Origin of the sequence: Pseudomonas sp. 2848, assembly GCF_003253945.1 — a bacterium.
Taxonomy (GTDB): domain Bacteria; phylum Pseudomonadota; class Gammaproteobacteria; order Pseudomonadales; family Pseudomonadaceae; genus Aquipseudomonas.
In genome coordinates this window covers 96,807-114,568 of sequence record NZ_QKZD01000002.1, presented here as the reverse complement: position 1 = coordinate 114,568, position 17,762 = coordinate 96,807, and the positions used below count along the sequence as shown (strand labels likewise).

The window sequence follows — 17,762 nt, the reverse complement described above, 5'->3', positions numbered from 1 at the left end:
CTCACCACCGATGTTGAGTAACCGCGACCGCGTCGTGGGCATGCAGGCTCTCTGCGTGTTCCACGCGCACGCTGAACCCCGCCACCTCCTCTATCTGCGCCAATGCCAGGTGCAGGCGCCGGGCAGCATCTTCGCAGAACATCAGGTTCTGACCATTGGCCAGGGCAAATGCCTGTTCGTCTGCGCGCTTCACGGCGGTCTGCACTGCAGTGCCCAGCGCAGCTTCCGCCGCGTCGATCAGCCCTGTCAGGTTCAGCGCTTCCCCTGCAAGGCGTACCTGAAGCCTGGCCAGGCTCCTTTGGCTATGGGGCGTCGCGACGATCCCGTCACTGCTGCCCAGCCATTGGCGAATGCCGCGCCTATCCAATGGCCGATGGGCAAAGTCCCTGTCGAACTGCTCCTGGATCAGTTGCCTTGCAAGTGCTGCCGAGCATGGGCACGTCGACGAGTAGGGCACATTCACTGATAGTTCCACGTGGAACATTTCATATTCCAGCTTGGCATCCACGGTGACCGGGTAGCGCTTCCAGCCAGCCAACGGGCTGATCAGTGCCGACCGTTTGAGCAGATGATCAAAGGTCAGGCGCAGATAAGCATTGTTGGACAGGCCGGTGTGGCTAAGCAGAAATGCCCGCAGTATCTGGCGTAGAAGCGGGGGTGACAGGGGTTGTTGCTCCAGCGCCTCCAATGCCAGGTACAGCCGGGACATGTGGATGCCGCGTGAGCCTCCATCGTCGAGGCTCACTCCGGCATCGGCGAAAGCGGTTACGGTGCGCCCGTCGAGTTGCAGCGCGACGGCGATGCCACTCATGCCCACCCAGTCCAGCGGCAGTGCCTGTTGGTTGCTCTGGGCGGCGACATCGGGAAGGGAGAGGCTGGTCATGGAAGAAATCCTGAACGGTTGATAGTCACCGGCAACCGCCGATGAGGCTGCAATGCAGGTTGAAGCGTTGGCCGCTGGAGCTGGAAACACGATTCTGCGTGGTCCATCCAATACGCCGGCTGTAACCCACCCAAGCCTCGCCGTCGCTGGCCAGGCCGGTGAAAAACGTCAATGCGCCATGGCGGCTGTTGGTCTGTGCCCACAGCCGCTTGCTCGCAACTTCATACCCACGCAGGTAAAAGGTGCTGCCTTCGGTTCGCACGCTGTAGTAGTTGCCCTTGCTGTCCTGGCAGGCCAGCAAGGTTGCGCTGCGGGTGCACCGTGCAAGGTCGGTAGTGGGCATGGCAAAGAGCTGCTCTGGATGGACGAGCAGCAGCAGGGCGATGACGCCAGGTAGTTTCATGACGCTCTCCAGACAACCGTTCGGCGATACGGCTTGGCGAAATTGTATTGTTATAATATAACATTATGCAATGCATCGTTTCGAATGCGCCTGCCCGATGAGGTTCGTCATGCCCAACCGTCTTCCTGTCACCGTGCTGTCCGGCTTCCTGGGTGCCGGCAAGAGCACGTTGCTCAACCATGTCCTGCGCAACCGTGACAACTTGCGCGTGGCCGTGATCGTCAACGACATGAGTGAAATCAACATCGATGCCAGTGAGGTGCAACGCAATGTCAGCCTCAACCGCGCTGAGGAAAAGCTGGTTGAGATGAGCAACGGCTGCATCTGCTGCACACTGCGTGAAGACCTGCTGGAGGAGGTGGCCCGGTTGGCGGGCGAGGGTCGCTTCGATTACCTGCTGATCGAGTCCACGGGTATTTCCGAGCCGCTGCCGGTCGCCGAGACGTTCACCTTTCGCGATGAGCAGGGCCGCAGTCTCTCCGACATGGCGCGCCTCGACACCATGGTCACTGTTGTCGATGGGCTGAACTTCCTTCGCGATTATCAGGCAGCCGACAGCCTGGCCAGTCGGGGCGAGACCTTGGGCGAAGGTGACGAACGTTCGATCAGTGACTTGCTGATCGAGCAGGTCGAATTCGCCGACGTGTTGCTGCTGAGCAAGATCGACCTGATCAGCCAGCATGAGCGCGAAGAATTGACCGCCATCCTGCGCAGCCTCAATGCGCGGGCGCAGATCGTGCCAATGGTGATGGGCCAGGTGCCTTTGGCGCGCATCCTCGATACCGGCCTGTTCGATTTCGACCAGGCCGCGCAGGCGCCGGGCTGGCTGCAGGAGCTGCGTGGCGAACATGTGCCGGAAACCGAGGAGTACGGTATTGCCGCGACCACCTGGCAGGCGCGCCGGCCATTCCATCCGCAGCGCTTCTTCGACTTTATCCACAAGCCCTGGAGCAACGGCCGCTTGCTGCGCTCCAAAGGGTTCTTCTGGCTGGCCAGCAAGTTCCAGGAGGCCGGTAGCTGGTCGCAGGCCGGGGGCATGATGCGCCATGGCCTGGCTGGTCGTTGGTGGCGTTTCGTGCCGCGCGAGCAATGGCCACAGGATGAAGAGAACACTGCGGCGATCCTCAAGCAGTGGTCCGCGCAAGCGGGCGACTGCCGCCAGGAACTGGTGTTCATCGGGCAGAACATCGACTTTGCTCGGTTATCCACAGAGCTGGAAGCCTGCCTGCTCGATGACCAGGAAATGGAGTTGGGGCCGATGGGCTGGCTGCGCCTGCCCGACCCGTTTGGGGCGTGGCATGAGGACGCCGCGGCATGACTGTGGATATCCGCCAGGTCTTCGGTGAGTCACCCCAGGTGATGACGGAGATTCTCCAGGATGGGGTCAACCTCGCGGTCTGGCAGCGCCGCCTGCCGGCCCAGGTCGAAGACTTCGCCAACCTGGTGCTGAGCCTGGGCCAGCCATTGGCCGATGAGCGCGTGATCGAGGTGGATGAACGCCAGCCGCCAGCGTTGCCCGGGCTGCTCAGAGAAACCGTCGATCTGCATGGCTACGATGGTTTCGTCGCCGATGTGGCCTGGCTGGTGGCGGCCTATACCTGCCTGCTGGGCGCTCGACGCCTGGGGGTGCGGCTGCGGGTGCTTGAGGGGGCGATGTGCCCGCGCATGCATGTGGACCATGTGCCATTGCGCCTGCTCAGTACCTACGCTGGCGCAGGTAGCGAATGGCTGCCAGAGGGTGCCATCGACCGTGCCCGGTTGCAGCTGGCGCCGCCGCCTGTGGATAACGTCCGGCGATTGGTGGCGGGAGAGGTAGCCCTGCTCAAGGGCGAGAAGTGGCTGGGCAACGAGGGTGCGGGCTTGGTCCACCGGTCCCCGCAGACCCCCGCCGGGGAACGTCGCTTGCTGTTGAGCCTGGACTGGTTGGCATGAATTGCCGGACGCCCCGGTATAGACTGCCATCAAGCCCTTGCGATACCGAGCCATGTTGCAGAACATCCCCACCCATGTGATCGCCGGCCCGCTAGGTGCCGGCAAGACCAGCCTGATCCGTCACTTGCTGGAGCAACGACCAGCTGGTGAGCGTTGGGCCGTGCTGGTCAACGAATTTGGCCAGATCGGCCTGGATGCCGCCTTGCTCAGCCGTGATGAGGCGGGCATCGCCATCGGAGAGGTGGCGGGAGGCTGCCTGTGCTGCGTCAATGGCGCACCGTTCCAGGTGGGGCTCGGCCGCCTGCTGCGCAAGGCGCGCCCGGATCGCCTGTTCATCGAACCGTCCGGCCTCGGTCACCCCCTCCAATTGCTGGAGCAGTTGGGGCGGGCGCCTTGGACTGGTGTACTGTCGGTCCAGCCACTGTTGATGGTGCTGGATGCCGCCGCCCTTTCCCGGGGCGCTGACTTGCCCGAGGCACAGAGCATGGCATTGGCGAAGGCGGGGTTGCTGCTGTTCAACAAGGCGAGTGCCGTGGATGCTGCCACCCGCCTGTTGATAACTGCATCATTGCCTGAAGTCCCGGCGTTGTGGACGGATCATGGCGCGCTAGCGCTCGCCGGTTTGCCTGTATCGTCCGCGGCGCCAGCGGGTTCACTCGACCTTTCCAGCCTGCCTGTGGATAACAGCCCCATCCCACGGCCCTCCTTGTGGGTGGATCCGCGGCAACCGATCTGTCAGTCCCGGTTGGCCGAGGAGGGCTGGAGCGTAGGTTGGCGCTGGCATCCGGGGCAGGTCGTGGATGAAATGGCGCTATGTGGCGTTCTTGAGCAATGGCCTTGGCGCCGGGCGAAGGGGGTTATCCACAGCGCGGCGGGGTGGCAGTCGTTCAATGGCCTGGAACGTGGGGCGCTGGAATGGCGGCCCAGCGAATGGCGCAGGGACTCGCGCATCGAGCTGATATTCGATCAGCCACAACCCTTGCAGATGCTCCAGGCGGCCATCGGCAAGTGTTACCTGGCGGAGTGATCAATTGCGCCAGCGGTTATGTTCCTGGCGCCACTGCTGCATTTCGATGACGTTGTCGGTACGTGGTGGGGTATTTATCTCGAACGGGTAGGGGGCGAGTTCGATCTGCATGGTGTGGGCACCGAACTGGGTGACGGTGCCGGGGTGGCGTTGTTCGCCGGTAACGGTGAACTCGAAGTTGTAGATACGCGCCAGGCGCTTTCGGCCATTGGCGTCGCGCACGAAGGCGATGCGCTTGAGTGCCACGGCGTCGTCGAGCAGTTCCAGGTCGAGCTTGGCGCAATGCTGCTTGACCCGCGCCAGGGCCTTCTCGCGTAGCCCGTGGTTGTGCCACAGCCAGGCGCCTGCGGTCGCCACCAGCATCAGGACGAAAAGGTTTTCCAGGGTCAGCATTTGCGTAAGCTCCAGACAGGTCGATCCAGCTTAACTGCGTCTCTGGCCTGTCGTACAGATGGCAATCGGGTTCATACTGCGGGCCGCACATTTCTTCACACAGTTTCGGAAGCGCCCTGCATGAAACGTACACCGCACCTGCTCGCCATTCAGTCCCACGTGGTCTTTGGACACGCCGGCAACAGCGCCGCGGTGTTTCCCATGCAGCGGGTCGGGGTCAACGTCTGGCCACTCAACACGGTGCAGTTCTCCAACCACACTCAGTATGGCCAGTGGGCGGGGGAAGTGCTTGCGCCAGCGCAAATTCCTGCGTTGGTGGAAGGCATTTCCAATATTGGCGAACTGGGCCACTGCGACGCGGTGCTGTCGGGTTACCTGGGCAGTGCCGAGCAGGGGCGGGCGATCCTGGCTGGCGTCGAGCGGATCAAGGCGGTCAATCCCAGGGCCTTGTACCTGTGCGATCCGGTCATGGGCCATGCCGAGAAAGGTTGCATCGTGCCGGCCGAGGTCAGTGAGTTCCTGCTCGAGCAGGCCGTGGCCAAGGCCGATATCCTGTGCCCCAACCAGCTCGAGCTGGACAGTTTCTGTGGCCGTCGCGCGCAGTCGCTGGAGGATTGCGTGGGCATGGCGCGCGGGTTGCTGGAGCGTGGGCCGCAGGTTGTGCTGGTCAAGCACCTGAATTATCCACAGCGCGCGGACGATGCCTTCGAGATGCTCCTGGTAACCCGTGAAGCCAGCTGGCACCTGCGTCGGCCGTTGCTGGCGTTCCCGCGTCAGCCGGTAGGGGTGGGCGACCTGACGTCAGGTTTGTTCCTGGCCCGGGTGCTGCTTGGCGACAACTGGCTGCACGCCTTCGAGTTCACCGCCGCCGCCGTGCATGAGGTGCTGCTGGAAACCCAGGCCTGCGCCAGCTACGAACTGCAACTGGTGCGGGCCCAGGATCGCATCGCCCATCCACGGGTGCGCTTCGAGGCGCAGCGCTTGATGTACTAGATGGCGTCGGTCTTGAGGTTCTGGTAGCGCTGCTCCAGCTCCTGGCGGATCTGGCGGCGCTGCTGGCCTTGCAGGAAGCGGCGCTTCTCCTCGCTGCTCTGCGGCTGGCGCGGTGGCACCTTCACCGGACGACGGTCGTCGTCCACCGCGACCATGGTGAAGAAGCAACTGTTGGAGTGGCGCACCGAGCGCTCGCGGATATTCTCGGTGACAACCTTGATGCCCACCTCCATCGAGGTGTTGCCGGTGTAGTTGACCGAGGCCAGGAAGGTCACCAGCTCGCCGACGTGCACCGGCTCGCGGAAGATCACCTGGTCCACCGACAGGGTCACCACATAGGTGCCGGCATAGCGGCTGGCGCAGGCATAGGCGACTTCGTCGAGGTACTTGAGCAGGGTGCCGCCGTGTACGTTGCCAGAGAAATTGGCCATGTCCGGTGTCATCAGGACGGTCATGGTCAGCTGGGCGTTTCCAGGTTCCATAGAGAGCTCACGGTGAATTTGCACGGTATCGGGGCGGGTATCTGCAGACACTTCTGTTTCCCCTCTTTGAGGTTTCCCATCCTGGTACGGGACGTCGGCTGACGCTCCATCGTCACGCCAATATTGCCATCGGCGGTGTCGAATCTGCCGATCTGTTTCTGCATATTGCATTGGCAATTTGTGGCAAGGCGCGATGTTAACCTGACGACGCCCATGCAACGTGGGCTTTTGCGTCAATCACAACAGTATGTGCCCGCTCCGCGCCCAGGGTCTTATCGGTAGAGGAGCGGTTCGCCCCAGCATCGAAAACAAGGAGTAACACGCCATGCATGCCATCAGCTTCATCCAGGATCTGGCGGTGATCATGCTGGTTGCCGGGGTGGTCACCATTCTCTTTCATCGCTTCAAGCAGCCTGTGGTGCTGGGCTACATCGTCGCCGGCTTCATCATCGGTCCACACACGCCGCCGTTCGGGCTGATCCACGACGAAGACACGATCAAGACCCTGGCCGAACTGGGGGTGATCTTCCTGATGTTCTGCCTGGGCCTGGAGTTCAGCCTGCGCAAGCTGTTCAAGGTCGGCGCCACGGCGTTCATCGCCGCCTTCCTGGAAATCGTCCTGATGATCTGGATCGGTTTCGAGATAGGTCGCTGGTTTGGCTGGAACACCATGGATTCGCTGTTCCTCGGGGCGATCCTGGCGATTTCCTCGACCACCATCATCGTCAAGGCGCTCAACGACCTGAAAATGAAGAACGAGCGCTTTGCCCAACTGATCTTCGGCGTGCTGATCGTCGAGGACATTCTCGGCATCGGTATCATCGCGCTGCTGTCGGGCATAGCCGTCAGTGGCACGGTGAGCTCTGGCGAGGTGTTCTCGACCGTGGGCAAGTTGTCGCTGTTCATGATCGTCGCGCTGGTCATCGGCATCCTGCTGGTGCCGCGGTTGTTGGCCTACGTGGCGAAGTTCGAAAGCAACGAGATGCTGCTGATTACCGTGCTGGGCCTGTGTTTCGGCTTCTGCCTGCTGGTGGTCAAGCTCGAGTACAGCATGGTGCTGGGTGCCTTCCTGATCGGCGCGATCATGGCCGAGTCCCGTGAGCTGCTGAAGATCGAGCGCCTGATCGAGCCGGTGCGCGACTTGTTCAGTGCCATCTTCTTCGTGGCCATCGGCTTGATGATCGACCCGTCGATCCTGCTCGAGTACGCCTGGCCGATCGTGGTCATCACCCTGGCGGTGGTGCTGGGCAAGATGCTCTCCTGCGGCATGGGGGCGTTCATTGCCGGCAATGATGGGCGCACTTCACTGCGTGTGGGGATGGGGCTTTCGCAGATCGGTGAATTCTCCTTCATCATCGCCGCCCTGGGCATGACCCTGCAGGTCACCAGCGACTTCCTCTACCCGGTCGCGGTGGCCGTCTCGGCCATCACCACCTTGCTCACACCCTACCTGATTCGCGCTGCCGACCCGTTGTCGATCAAGCTGGGCAAGGTAGTACCAAGCCGTCTGGCACGGGTGCTTTCACTGTACGGCGAGTGGTTGCGCAGTATCCAGCCCCAAGGCGAGGGGGCCATGCTGGCGGCGATGATCCGGCGCATCTTGTTGCAGGTGGGGGTTAACCTGGCGCTGGTGATCGCGATCTTCTTCAGTGGCGGCTACTTTGCCGGGCGTATCGGCGCCTGGTTGAGCGAATGGGTCTCGGATGCCGGTCAGCAGAAGGCACTGATCTGGGGCGCGGCGTTGCTGCTGTCGCTGCCGTTCCTGATCGCCGCCTATCGCAAGCTCAAGGCGCTGTCGATGCTGCTGGCGGAGATGGGGGTCAAACCCGAGATGGCGGGGCGGCATACCCAGCGTGTACGGCGGGTAATTGCCGAGGTGATACCGTTGTTGTCACTGCTGGTGATCTTCCTGCTGCTGTCAGCCTTGTCGGCGAGCATTCTGCCGACCAGCGAACTGCTGCTGATCATCGCGGTAGTGGCGGCGGTGGTGGTGGCGCTGCTGTGGCGCTGGCTGATACGTGTGCATACGCGAATGCAGGTGGCGTTGCTGGAGACGTTGGAGAACAGCCGCGATCATTCGCACTGAGGGAGCGGTTAACGCTTTCTGCGCAAGATTTCACCGTCGTCCGAGGGGATGGAGCGGTAGCAGTGTCGCCAGGCGCAGAGAGCCTGGCGATTCTACGAGTGATTGGTAGCTATAAGCCATCACTTTGTGCGGGTATTTCTCATTCAGCTTTCCAGCCAGACATCCCGCGCCCAGTGCCAGACCGATTCCCAGCTTTCCTCGGTGACGATTTCCTCTTCACCGGACCACAGCACCACGGTGCCGTCCTCTTCAACGCAGTAGAAATCGTCTCCGTCCTGGCAGATCGGGATGAGGTCGCGGGGCACGCCGGCGTCCCAGGCATTGGCCGCCACCTCCGGCAGGTAGGTGTGGGATTGCGGGTCGGTCACGGTCACCGGCTCGAGGCTGCCGTACACCACGTCACTGACGGTCAGCAGGTATTCCTTGAACACGAAGGGGATATTGATGAACAGCTCTTCCTCGATTTCGACCAGCTGATCCTCGTCCGGCAGTTCCAGCGGCACCGGTACCGGCTCGTTGGCTTCACGGAGTTGTTCGATCACTTCTTCCACGGTTCACATCCTCTGACCTTATGACAACGCTGCGCGTTATACCCTAGTAGGCCGGTCTGGCAAAAGCAAAAACCCCGGGACAGGCCCGGGGTTTTTTCTGCAACGTGCGACGGTTAACCGTTTTGGCGGATACCGGCCAGCAGCCAAGGCTGGTTTTCGCCCTGGGCGCGAACCATGTGCCAGCTTTCGCTGAACGCTTCGCCCTGGTCGAAGCGCGAAGTCTTCGACACGCCACGGAAGGTAAGGGTGGCGTCGGTCTGGTCGGCGCGGTCGTCTACGCCGTCCAGTTGCACATCGAGGTCGTCGATGTAGGTGGACTGGAAGCCTTCACCTTGTTCCGCGCGCTCACGCTTGAGGAACTCGAGCATCTGCGGGGTGACGAACTCGGCGATCTTGTCCATCTCGTTGGCGTCCCAGTGCTGCTGCAACGACTGGAAGTGCGAACGGGCGGCGGCCAGGAAGCTGGCTTCGTTGAACCAGGCCGGGGCGTTGATTGCAGGCGCGGCAACCGGTGCGGCGGCACCGCCGAAGATCGACTGCGGGGCGGCCTGCGGCTGGGCTTCACGCTGGTACGGGGCATGGCCGGCGGCAGCGTGTTGCGGCTGCTGCTGGCGGCGTCGCGCGGCGATGAAGCGGAAGACCAGGAAGGCGATCAGGCCCATGATCAGGAAGTCGAGGATCTGCATGCCATCGAAGCCGTCGCCCATGAACATGGAGGCCAGCAGGCCACCGGCGGCGAGGCCGGCCAGTGGACCGAGCCAGCGCGAGGCGCCGCTGGCGGCAGCGGGTGCGCGGCCTGGCGCGGTTGGGGCGGCGGCAGGGGTGGTCGGGGTTGCCTGGCGGGTCTGGTGGATAGGCGCGGAGCCCGAGCTCTTGCCGCCACCGAAGCGCTTGGCGTTGGCGTCGAGGCTCAGCGTCAGGCCGACGCAGAGCGCCAGAGCGATGCTAAGAAAACGTTGCATAAGTTGGGGATTCCCGTTTGTGTGGATTGCACGCGCGTCATGGTGCACATGAACCGGCAGACATAGCCAGCGACAACATGTTTCGAGCTTTTGCCTGATAGTCGGGAATGCGGACGGGCGTTGTCTGAAAGGTCATCGCGGGGCACGCCCCGCGATTGGGCTCAGATGGCTTCCAGCTTGGCGTATCCAAGCATCAGCCATTTGCTGCCTTCGGAGAAGTTCACCTGCACCCGCGCCTGGGCACCGGAGCCCTCGAAGTTGAGGATCACGCCTTCGCCGAACACCGCATGCTGCACCCGCTGGCCAAGGCTGAAGGCGGTCTGCGGGATGCTGGCGTTGGCGAACAGGCTGCTCGCGGGCGTCTTGGCGCCGCCGAACGGGCGGCTGACGGTATTCGACAGGCGCACTTCCTGCACCAGCCCGGCCGGAATCTCCCGGACGAAACGCGACACCTTGTTGTAGGTTTCGCTGCCGTACAGGCGACGGGTTTCGGCGTAGGTCATGAACAGCTGGCGCATGGCCCGGGTGATGCCCACATAGGCCAGGCGCCGTTCTTCTTCGAGGCGGCCGGGTTCTTCGAGGCTCATCTTGTGCGGGAACAGGCCTTCCTCCATGCCCACCAGGAACACGTAGGGGAACTCCAGGCCTTTGGCGCTGTGCAGGGTCATCAGCTGGATGCTGTCCTCGTGCTCGTCGGCCTGGGTGTCCCCGGCCTCCAGCGAGGCATGACCGAGGAACGCCGACAGTGGCGACAGGTCGGCGTCGTCGTCGCTGGTCTCGAAGTTGCGCGCCGCGCTGACCAGTTCCTCAAGGTTTTCCACCCGGGCCTGGCCTTTCTCGCCCTTTTCTTCCTGGTGGTAGATGATCAGGCCGGACTGTTCGATGACGGTCTGGGTCATCAGGTGCAGTGGCATGTCCAGCACCTTGGCGGCGAGGTTCTCGAGCAGCTCGATGAAGGCACCCAGCGCACTGGCGGCGCGGCCCTTGAGGGCCTTGGCAGCCAGCAGCTGGCACATGGCGTCCCACATCGACAGCTGGCTGTGGCGGGCGTGTTCGCGGATGGCCTCGACGGTCTTCTCGCCGATGCCGCGTGGCGGCACGTTGATCACCCGCTCCAGCGCCGCGTCGTTGCCGCGGCCCTCGAGCAGACGCAGGTAGGCCATGGCGTTCTTGATCTCGGCGCGTTCGAAGAAGCGCTGGCCGCCATAGATGCGGTAGGGGATGCGTTCGCGCAGCAGGGCCTCTTCCAGCACCCGCGACTGGGCGTTGGAACGGTAGAGGATGGCGATCTCGTCGCGAGCGTTGCCCTGCTTGATGAGACTTTCGATGGTCTCTACCACGTAGCGCGCTTCGTCGTGCTCGTTGTACGCAGCGTAGAGCGTTAGGGGTTCGCCCTCGCCCATGTCGGTCCACAGTTCCTTGCCCAGGCGTCCGCTATTGTTGGCGATCAGGGCGTTGGCCGCCTTGAGGATGCCGCCGGTGGAACGGTAGTTCTGCTCCAGGCGGATCAACTCGGCGTCGGGGAAGTCGGCGGTGTATTGGTGGATGTTCTCGATCTTGGCGCCACGCCAGCCGTAGATCGACTGATCGTCGTCACCCACCGCCATCAGGCTGTCGCCACCGGAGGCCAGCAGGCGCAGCCAGGCGTACTGCACGGCGTTGGTGTCCTGGAACTCGTCCACCAGCAGGTGGCGGAAGCGGCGCTGGTAATGCTTGAGCAGGTCCGGTTGGTCGCGCCACAGGTCGAGGGCGCGCAGCAGCAGTTCGGAGAAATCGATGACCCCGGCGCGGTCGCAAGCCTGTTCATAGGCGACATAGATGTCGCGCATGGTGGCCAGGAACAGGTCGCCGCTGGCCTGGATATGCCGCGGGCGCAGGCCCTCGTCCTTCTGGCCGTTGATGAACCACTGCACCTGGCGCGCGGGCCATTTCTGCTCGTCCAGGCCCATTTCGCGGATCACCCGCTTGACCAGGCGCTGCTGGTCGTCGCTGTCGAGGATCTGGAAGTTCTGCGCCAGCCCTGCCTCCTGCCAGTGCGCCCGCAACAGCCGGTGGGCCAGGCCGTGGAACGTGCCGACCCACATGCCGGCCGGATTGATGCCCAGCAGTTGCTCGATACGCTGGCGCATTTCCGCCGCGGCCTTGTTGGTGAACGTCACCGACAGGATCGAGTGCGGCGAAGCCTGTTCCACCTGGATCAGCCAGGCGATACGGTGCACCAGCACGCGGGTCTTGCCCGAGCCGGCGCCGGCCAGCACCAGTTGGCGCCCGACGGAGGCCGCCACGGCCTGGCGCTGGGCGTCGTTGAGGGAGTTCAGCAGGAGGGAGAGGTCGTCATTATGCATGCGGGCATTCTATGGCCGCGCGCAGGCAGGGGCAAACGCCCGCGCTGCAAATCACCGCACAGGCCATCTACCGTTCATCGGCGCTGCTGGCAGCGCCCCGTGGTTGAGCGGTCAGACCTGGACGGACAAGACATTTTCCAAATCATGACGTAGAGCAGTTTGGTCTGACGCGACGCTTGTGTATTCTCCCTGCACATTTGTGGTCAGCCATAACAAGAACTCAAAAGAATCCAGCCATATGACCCAGGATTGCATGGCGATCGGAGCATCGCCGGAGACGACACGGAGCGTTCGCAGGCAATTCGCCACCCAACTGTCGATCGAGCGTACTCGCCTGCTTTACCAGGGCTCTCTGCTGCCCACGTTGTTCATGCTGCTCAACGGCCTGCTCAGCGCCTGGCTGCTGTGGGGCCCTGGGCGCTATCTGCTGGTTGGCGTGTGGATGGCCTGGCTGCTGGCACTGGTGGTGCTGAGGGTGATCCAGGTGGCGGCCTTCGAATCGGCGACACCGGTTCGTCAGGCCAAACCAGTCTGGCGGCGGATGTTCCTGCTCGGTTCTGCGTTCAGCGGCCTGACCTTGGCCAGTGCGGTGATAGCCCTGGCGCCGGCGGACAACTTCGTGCAGCAGGCCTGGGTGTTCGGCTTGCTCGGGGCGGCGGCGTTGTCGGCCAGTGTCGCCTACGCGGTCAGCCTGCCGGCGTTCCTCAGCTTCGCGGTGCCGTGCCTGCTGCCGCCCATCGCGTTTCTCTTCGTCTATGACGCCGGGCACCAGCGTGGCTGGGGGTGGCTGGGGCTGATCCTGCTGGTGGCGCTGATGGTGGTGGCCTGGCAGGTCAATCGCCTGATTGAGCGTGGCTTGCTGCGTCGCTTCCAGAACCAGGCCCTGATCGAACATCTGCAGTGCGCCCAGCGCCACAGCGAGGGGCTGAACCGCAAGCTCAGCGCCGAAATCGCCCAGCGCCGCCAGGCCGAGGACGACCTGCGCCAGGCCCATGCCGGCCTTGAACAGCGCGTGGCCGAGCGCAGCCATGAACTGGACCTGGCCAACCAGGCCCTGAGCAAGAGCGAGCAGCGCCTGGCCCTGGCCCTGCAGGCCAGCGAGCTGGGGCTGTGGGATTGGAACCTGGAGACTGACGAGGTCCATCACACGCAACTGCATGCCCTGTTCGGCCTCGACGCCGAGCAGGTCCGTTCGGTGCGCGCCGACCTCAAGCCGCGGCTGCACCCCGATGACCTGCCGCTGCTGCGGCGCACGCTGGTCGAACACCTCAAGGGGCGTACCGAGGACTACCGGGTCGAGTACCGGGTGCGCCATGCCCAGGGCCACTGGTGCTGGATCGAGGACCGTGGGCGGGCGGTGGAATCCGATGCCCAGGGCAAGGTCCTGCGCATGCTGGGCACCCGTCGTGATATCACCGTACAGAAGGAGCAGGAGGAGCAGCAACGTCTGGCCGCGACGGTTTTCGAGGCAGCCAGCGAGGGCATCGCCATTCTCGATGCCGACTTCCAGCTGCTGGCGGTCAACCAGGCCTTCTGCGATGTCACCGGCTACGGCCGCGCCGAGCTGATAGGCCGCAACGCCCTGGAGCTGCCCTGCAGCCGTGACGCCCGGCGCCACAGCCAGGCCATTGATCAGGCGCTGGACCAGCAGGGCCGTTGGCAGGGCGAGTTGGTCGAGGCGCGCAAGAGCGGCGAACTCTACCCCCAATGGTTGCAGCTCAACAGCGTGAGCGATGTGCGGGGGCGCATCGTCAATATCGTCGGCTTCTTCACCGACCTGTCGGCGCGCCGCGAATCCGAGGAGCGCCTGCGCTATCTGGCGCACTACGACGACCTCACCGGCCTGGCCAACCGTGCGTTGTTCCGCCTGCGCCTGCACGAGGCGGCGCAGCGCATGCGCCTGAATGGCCGCAGCCTGGCGCTGCTGCACGTCGACCTGGACCGCTTCAAGCTGCTCAACGAGAGCCTGGGCCATGAACTGGCCGACCAGTTGCTCAAGAAGATGGCCCAGCGCCTGGCCAACGCGGTGCCCGAGGCCGACACCGTGGCGCGCCTGTCTGGCGACGAGTTCGCGGTGCTGTTTGACGGCTATACCAACTTATCCAGCCTGGTGCGTGTCACCACCCGGCTGCTGGACAAACTGCGCGTGCCCCAGCGTGTGGGCGGGCACGAGGTGGTGATCAGCGCCTCGGTGGGCATCAGCTTGCTGTCCGACGCCAGCCTGGATCTCAATGCCCTGGTCAGCCAAGCCGACATGGCCAAGCAGCATGCCAAGCATCTGGGCGGCGACAGCTTCCAGTTCTATACCGAGAGCCTGCGTGCCAGCACCTTGGAGCGCCTGCAACTGGAGAACCAGTTGCGCAAGGCCATCGACGAAGGCCAACTGCTGGTCTACTACCAGCCCAAGCTGTGCCTGCGCACCGGCCAGCTGCACGCCGCCGAGGCCCTGGTACGCTGGCAGCACCCGCAATGGGGCATGGTGCCACCCAGCGAGTTCATCGGTCTGGCGGAGGAAACTGGGTTGATCGCGCCCATGGGCGAGTTCGTGCTGCGCCAGGCCTGCTGGCAAGCCTGCGAGTGGCTGCGCCAGGGCCTGGAAGTGCGTGTTTCGGTCAACCTGTCGGTGTACCAGTTGCGCCAGGGCAAGCTGGTCAGCCTGGTGCGTCAGGTACTGCAGGAATCCGGCCTGGCGCCGCACCTGCTGGAGCTGGAACTGACCGAAAGCCAGTTGCTGGACAGTGTCGAGCACATCATCGCCACCTTCGAGCAGCTACATGCGCTGGGGGTGAAGCTGGCCATCGACGATTTTGGTACCGGTTATTCGTCACTGAGCTACCTCAAGCGTTTCCCGGTCGATTACGTGAAGATCGACCAGGCGTTTATCCGCGGCCTGCTCGAAGGCACGCAGGACGCGGCCATCACCCGGGCGATCATTGCCATGGCCCAGAGCCTGCAATTGAAGGTGGTGGCCGAAGGGGTGGAAACCCGTGAGCAGCTGCAGTTCCTGCGCGAGCACGGCTGTGACGAGGTGCAGGGCTACCTGATCAGCCGGCCGGTCGATGCCGCGTCGTTCAAGGCGCTGCTGGGGCGTTCGACCGCCGACCTGGGCTAGGCGTGCCAGGCCTGGCCCAGGCGCGCCAGCAGGCTGTTGGCCTGTTCCGGGCCATTGCTGCCGGCGGGGTAAGGGCGCGGCGCCTGGAAATGCTCCTCCCAGCCCTGCAGGATCGGGTCGATCCAGGCCCAGGCGGCTTCGACCTCGTCGCGGCGCATGAACAGCGTCGAATCGCCTTCGAGTACATCCAGCAACAGCCGTTCGTAGGCCTCCCAGCGGCGGGTCTGGGCGAAGGCCTGGGCCAGGTTGAGGTCCAGCTCGACCGGCGCCAGGCGCATGCCCTTGCCTGGGCTCTTGGTCATCATGCGCAGGCTGATGTGCTCGTCCGGTTGTAGCTGGATCAGCAGCTGGTTGACCTGGCCGCCGCTGAACAGCTCGTGCGGCACGGGTTTGAACTGGATGACGATCTGCGACGAGCGCCGCACCATGCGCTTGCCGGTACGCAGGTAGAACGGCACGCCGGCCCAGCGCCAGTTGTCGATGTGCGCCTGGACCGCGACGAAGGTTTCGGTGTCGCTGTCGTTGTCCACGTCCTTCTCGAAATAGTAGGCCGGCACTTCCTGGCCGCCGATCTTGCCGGCGCCATACTGGCCGCGCACGGTCTTGTCCTGTACGTCCAGGCCGGTGATGGGCTTGAGGGCGCGGAGGATCTTCACCTTCTCGTCGCGTACCGCCTCGGCCTCGAACTCCGAGGGGGGCTCCATGGCCACCAGGCAGAGCAGTTGCAGCAGGTGGTTCTGCAGCATGTCGCGGGTGGCGCCGGCACGGTCGTAGTAGGCGCCACGGTTTTCCACACCGAGGGTTTCACAGACGCTGATCTGCACATGGTCGACCTGGCCGTTGCGCCATACCGGCTCGAGCAAGGCGTTGGCAAAGCGCAGGGCCATGAGGTTCTGCACGGTTTCCTTGCCCAGGTAGTGGTCGATGCGAAAGACCTGGGATTCGTCGAACACCGAGCCGATCGCTTCGTTGATCGCGGTGGCCGACTCCAGCGAGTGGCCGATGGGCTTTTCCAGCACGATGCGCGCTTCGCTGTCGGCCAGGCCGGCGATGCGCAGGTGAGTGGCAATCGGCACGAACAGCTTGGGCGCGGTGGCCAGGTAGAAGATCCGCGTCAGGCCGCCGGGCTCCCCCAGGTAGCGGGCCAGGCGGCCGAAGTCGGCGCTCTGCGCCGCGTCCATGGGGAAGTAGTCGAGCCGCGCCGAAAAGCGCTGCCAGACGTCTTCGTCGAAGTCCTGGCGGGCGACCTGCGCCCGGCAATGGCGCTCGGCGAGCTTGACGTAGTCGGTGCGCGGCAGGTTGCGTCGGGCCAGGGCGATAATCCGCACGGCCGTGTGCAGGCGGGCTTCGCGATACAGGTGGTAGAGCGCCGGGAGCAGTTTGTGCAGGGCCAGGTCGCCCGTGCCGCCGAAGACCAGGATGTCGCAAGGAATCGTCAAACCACCACTCTCCACGTTCGATTAGCTGGGCGGGTTGGCAAGCATGTAGTATAACTACAAGAAAGCTACATCCCGGCACGCCGATCATAACCGAGTCCAGCCCGTGAATCTGTTGCAACATATCGACCAATCGCGGCACCTGCTGCGTAAATCGGAACTCAAAGTGGCCGACCATGTGCTGCTCGATCCGGCTGCCGTCATGCACAGCTCGATGGCCGACCTGGCGCACAGCGTGGGGATCAGCGAACCGACCATCGTGCGCTTCTGCCGGGCGATCGGTTGCTCGGGCTTCCAGGATCTCAAGCTCAAGCTGGCGCAAAGCCTGGCTGCCGGTGCCAGCTTCGGTCAGTTCGCCATCCATGAAGACGACTCGGTCGCCGACTACAGCCTGAAGATCTTCGACACCACCCTGCATACCTTGATGGAAGTGCGCGAGCACCTCGATCCGCAAGCCTTGCAGCAGGCGGTGACGGCCATGGCCCAGGCCCAGCGAGTGGAGTTCTACGGTTTTGGTGCCTCGGGCGCGGTCGCGGCGGATGCGCAGCACAAGTTCTTTCGCCTGCTGCTCAGCGCGGCGGCCTACTCCGATCCGCACATGCAGGCAATGTCGGCTGTCACGCTCAAGCCGGGCGATGTGGCGGTGTGCATTTCCCAGTCGGGGCGCTCGAAGGACCTGCTGATCACCGCCAACCTGGTGCGCGAGAGCGGTGCCAACCTGATCACCCTGTGCCCGAGCCAGACACCGCTGGCCGAGCTGTCGACGGTCAACCTGGCCATCGACGTGCACGAGGACACCGAGATCTACACGCCGCTGACCTCGCGCATCGCCCACCTGGTGGTGATCGACGTGCTGGCCATGGGCGTGGCCATGGCCCGCGGGCCGAGCCTGGTCAACCACCTGAAGAGCGTGAAACGCAGCTTGCGCAGCCTGCGCCTGTCGCCCAAGTCGATCAAGGCGACTGACGACTGACCTGCACGCTGTTCGGACATGCGACTGGCGTGGGAGCGGGCTTGCCCCGCGATAGCCTCATCGCGGGGCAAGCCCGCTCCCACGTTGCCTTATCCTCAAGCTTCACGGTTTTGTCACCCTTTCACCACTAAACCGTAAACCCCAAGGCCCACCCTGAAACTCCCCGCATCCTTTCTGGGAGACA

Annotated in this window: 15 protein-coding genes; 7 read left to right on the top strand and 8 right to left on the bottom strand. The window is 63.7% G+C overall.

Annotated features, from left to right (window positions below; genetic code table 11):
- Position 1: 1 nt before the first annotated feature.
- Both folE2 and DFS21_RS04465 read right to left on the bottom strand, forming a co-directional pair.
- Positions 2–883 (bottom strand): GTP cyclohydrolase FolE2, encoded by an 882-nt coding sequence (gene folE2 / locus DFS21_RS04470; protein ID WP_110696838.1) that lies wholly within the window; start codon positions 881–883, stop codon positions 2–4.
- 25 nt (positions 884–908) lie between these two features.
- Entirely contained in the window at positions 909–1,286 is a 378-nt protein-coding gene (locus DFS21_RS04465; protein ID WP_110696835.1) for a glutamine synthetase, read from the bottom strand.
- Between the two features lie 109 nt (positions 1,287–1,395).
- Here DFS21_RS04465 and zigA point away from each other — a divergent pair, with 109 nt between their 5' ends.
- From zigA to DFS21_RS04450, 3 genes are read left to right on the top strand one after another with little or no spacing between them, the layout of a single operon-like run.
- Positions 1,396–2,604, top strand: coding sequence for a zinc metallochaperone GTPase ZigA (zigA, locus tag DFS21_RS04460; protein ID WP_110696833.1), 1,209 nt, complete (start codon positions 1,396–1,398; stop codon positions 2,602–2,604).
- Positions 2,601–3,218, top strand: a complete 618-nt coding sequence (locus DFS21_RS04455; RefSeq protein ID WP_111531909.1) for a DUF1826 domain-containing protein — start codon at positions 2,601–2,603, stop codon at positions 3,216–3,218. The genes zigA and DFS21_RS04455 overlap by 4 nt, the downstream gene beginning before the upstream one ends.
- Before the next feature lie 52 nt (positions 3,219–3,270).
- Positions 3,271–4,245 carry a GTP-binding protein gene (locus DFS21_RS04450; protein WP_111531908.1) on the top strand — a complete coding sequence of 325 codons (975 nt, stop codon included), beginning with the start codon at positions 3,271–3,273 and terminating at the stop codon, positions 4,243–4,245.
- On the opposite strand, the gene DFS21_RS04445 is transcribed toward DFS21_RS04450, so the two are convergent.
- Entirely contained in the window at positions 4,246–4,638 is a 393-nt protein-coding gene (locus tag DFS21_RS04445; protein ID WP_102683410.1) for a DUF3301 domain-containing protein, read from the bottom strand.
- 120 nt (positions 4,639–4,758) lie between these two features.
- On the opposite strand from DFS21_RS04445, the gene pdxY reads away from it, so the two are divergent.
- Positions 4,759–5,631 carry a pyridoxal kinase PdxY gene (gene pdxY / locus DFS21_RS04440; RefSeq protein ID WP_102683411.1) on the top strand — a complete coding sequence of 291 codons (873 nt, stop codon included), beginning with the start codon at positions 4,759–4,761 and terminating at the stop codon, positions 5,629–5,631.
- Here the strand turns inward: pdxY and DFS21_RS04435 are convergent.
- Entirely contained in the window at positions 5,628–6,113 is a 486-nt protein-coding gene (locus DFS21_RS04435; protein WP_102683412.1) for an acyl-CoA thioesterase, read from the bottom strand. The two genes, pdxY and DFS21_RS04435, sit on opposite strands and share 4 nt — an antisense overlap.
- Before the next feature lie 325 nt (positions 6,114–6,438).
- Here DFS21_RS04435 and DFS21_RS04430 point away from each other — a divergent pair, with 325 nt between their 5' ends.
- Positions 6,439–8,199, top strand: coding sequence for a cation:proton antiporter (locus DFS21_RS04430; protein WP_102683413.1), 1,761 nt, complete (start codon positions 6,439–6,441; stop codon positions 8,197–8,199).
- Positions 8,200–8,342: 143 nt separating this feature from the next.
- Here the strand turns inward: DFS21_RS04430 and DFS21_RS04425 are convergent, their stop codons facing one another.
- From DFS21_RS04425 to uvrD, 3 genes are all read right to left on the bottom strand, one after another.
- Positions 8,343–8,750: an SMI1/KNR4 family protein gene (locus tag DFS21_RS04425; RefSeq protein ID WP_023629684.1), complete on the bottom strand. Its 408-nt coding sequence runs from the start codon at positions 8,748–8,750 to the stop codon at positions 8,343–8,345.
- Positions 8,751–8,863: 113 nt separating this feature from the next.
- Positions 8,864–9,712 carry a Tim44 domain-containing protein gene (locus DFS21_RS04420; RefSeq protein ID WP_102683414.1) on the bottom strand — a complete coding sequence of 283 codons (849 nt, stop codon included), beginning with the start codon at positions 9,710–9,712 and terminating at the stop codon, positions 8,864–8,866.
- A gap of 161 nt (positions 9,713–9,873) precedes the next feature.
- Positions 9,874–12,057 (bottom strand): DNA helicase II, encoded by a 2,184-nt coding sequence (uvrD, locus tag DFS21_RS04415; protein WP_102683415.1) that lies wholly within the window; start codon positions 12,055–12,057, stop codon positions 9,874–9,876.
- 253 nt (positions 12,058–12,310) lie between these two features.
- On the opposite strand from uvrD, the gene DFS21_RS04410 reads away from it, so the two are divergent.
- Positions 12,311–15,169, top strand: a complete 2,859-nt coding sequence (locus DFS21_RS04410; protein WP_110697528.1) for an EAL domain-containing protein — start codon at positions 12,311–12,313, stop codon at positions 15,167–15,169.
- Here DFS21_RS04410 and zwf read toward each other — a convergent pair.
- Positions 15,166–16,608, bottom strand: a complete 1,443-nt coding sequence (gene zwf, locus DFS21_RS04405; protein WP_111531907.1) for a glucose-6-phosphate dehydrogenase — start codon at positions 16,606–16,608, stop codon at positions 15,166–15,168. The genes DFS21_RS04410 and zwf overlap by 4 nt on opposite strands.
- Positions 16,609–16,711: 103 nt before the next feature.
- Between zwf and hexR the strand changes: the two genes are divergently transcribed.
- Complete coding sequence (hexR, locus tag DFS21_RS04400; protein WP_023630201.1) at positions 16,712–17,578, top strand: transcriptional regulator HexR; 867 nt, start codon at positions 16,712–16,714, stop codon at positions 17,576–17,578.
- Positions 17,579–17,762 lie beyond the last annotated feature (184 nt).